The 1565-nt window shown below is 28.4% G+C and carries 2 protein-coding genes and 1 pseudogene; 1 reads left to right on the top strand and 2 read right to left on the bottom strand.

Annotated features, from left to right (window positions below):
- Positions 1 to 2 precede the first annotated feature (2 nt).
- Both RI68_RS01855 and RI68_RS01850 read right to left on the bottom strand, forming a co-directional pair.
- Positions 3 to 632, bottom strand: coding sequence for a hypothetical protein (locus tag RI68_RS01855; protein ID WP_026071939.1), 630 nt, complete (start codon positions 630 to 632; stop codon positions 3 to 5).
- Positions 633 to 800: 168 nt separating this feature from the next.
- Positions 801 to 1214 (bottom strand): annotated as a pseudogene (locus RI68_RS01850) (toprim domain-containing protein); the annotation flags it as partial.
- 122 nt (positions 1215 to 1336) lie between these two features.
- On the opposite strand from RI68_RS01850, the gene RI68_RS01845 reads away from it, so the two are divergent.
- A partial coding sequence (locus RI68_RS01845; protein WP_038104512.1) for a hypothetical protein occupies positions 1337 to 1565 on the top strand: 229 nt, incomplete at its 3' end.

Here is a 1565-nt window from a genome sequence, read left to right as displayed (position 1 = left end):
TGTTAGTCTTTTTGTTTTGAAATATATTTATACATAGGATGTAGTTTTTTAACCCGATAACCTTGTTTGGTTTTAGTTAAGAAGAATTGAATATATTTTAAATCTTCTTGTCGATAATAGATGATATTTAAACCTTTCTTATAGTTTGTTTTAATCGGTTTATTGTATTTATCTAGTTTATTGGGGTCTATTTGATATAATTGTAAGTTTTCTAGTTTATGAAGATTGATTTTGCCAATTAATTCTTTGATGATATTTTTAGATTCATTTTGATAATTGATTTGGAAGATATTATGATGGGTTTTAAGGGGATTATTTTGGCTTTTAAAGGGGGGTAAATCTGAAAGTAATAGTTTGGTGCTATTACTAGAAGAGAAATTATCATTAATTAAGGTTATTTTTGTTTGTTTAATTTCATCCAAGATTTGAGGGTCTACAAAAAGAGTTTGGTTTTTGGGGCGATAATTGGCTTCTTGGTAAGTATTTTTCTTTTTAGAGTGGGTTATAATAGTCAGATTGATTAAATCTTGTTTTAAAGTTTGTAAAAAGAGTTTAATTTGGTCTAAATCAGTAGGGGTGGTTTTGGTATTCCATCCGCCGATTCTAATTCCTTGATTAAGGTCGTTTTTCATTTTTATTTTCTCCTTTGGATTTGTTTTTGTCATTTTGTTAAAATATTTATCAATTTTTGGCCTAGTAATTGAATGTGCGTGATTCATATTATTAATTTTATTTTTAAAGGTCATATAGGGCAAAATAATACTTTTGTTGTTGTTTAATTGTTATTTTATAATAAATCATTATGTCATGACTTCAACTTTATCTTCGCCAAAAAAATGAATAGCTAAATCCACTATTTGTTTCTTTTCGGCCTCTTCGTATGAAAGATAAGGGTCTAAAAAACATTTTTGATAAGCTTCTTTTCCGTATTGACGGATTAAATCATCGACATCTTTACAAGTTTTATCATAAGGGGGTAGAATTCTTCTAATTTCATAAGGTATTTGTTGTTCTTTTAGTTGTTCACCTAAGGCTGCGTTTCTTTTTCTTCCAGTTTCGTCATTATCGAGGGCGATAATGACTTTAATCTTTTCTTTTTTTAAGATATCCATTTGAGCTTGGGAAAGCAATTGGGCGACACAAATTAACCACACCACGTTTTTGATACCGTGTTGCCAACAACTAATGACATCAAAAAAACCTTCATGAATGATATGAGGCGCCCCACAAAAGTGGTGCCAAAAGAAAAACAACTAATTGAACCAAATTGTTTATTAATTAAAAATAAACAGTTTGGTTTTTTTATTTAGCCCAACTTAAAAAAGGAGTTTTAAAAATGAACGAACAAGAAATTTTATATTTGCTTAAAAAAAAGAAAAAAGAAAAGAAAAAGAACGAACAAGCCATTTTATCCGCTTTAAATGTGCATGAACAAACACACAACATAAAAGAAAAACAAGCTAAATTCTATACAGATATTGATTCGAATGGTTGTGTTGACATTCTTTACGTTGAAAAGCCTAAAAAAAAGCAATTTAAATTAAAGGTTAATGTGAAGAAATATT

The organism is Vaccinium witches'-broom phytoplasma str. VAC, assembly GCF_000309405.1.
In the GTDB taxonomy this organism is placed as follows: Bacteria; Bacillota_I; Bacilli_A; order Acholeplasmatales; family Acholeplasmataceae; genus Phytoplasma.
Note: the sequence above shows the minus strand (reverse complement) of the source record. Positions and strands in the feature narration are given on the sequence as shown.

Excerpts from the sequence above, each read along its gene's own strand:
- RI68_RS01855 (WP_026071939.1), bottom strand. The coding sequence starts at position 632 with ATGAAAAACGACCTTAATCAAGGAATTAGAATCGGCGGATGGAATACC.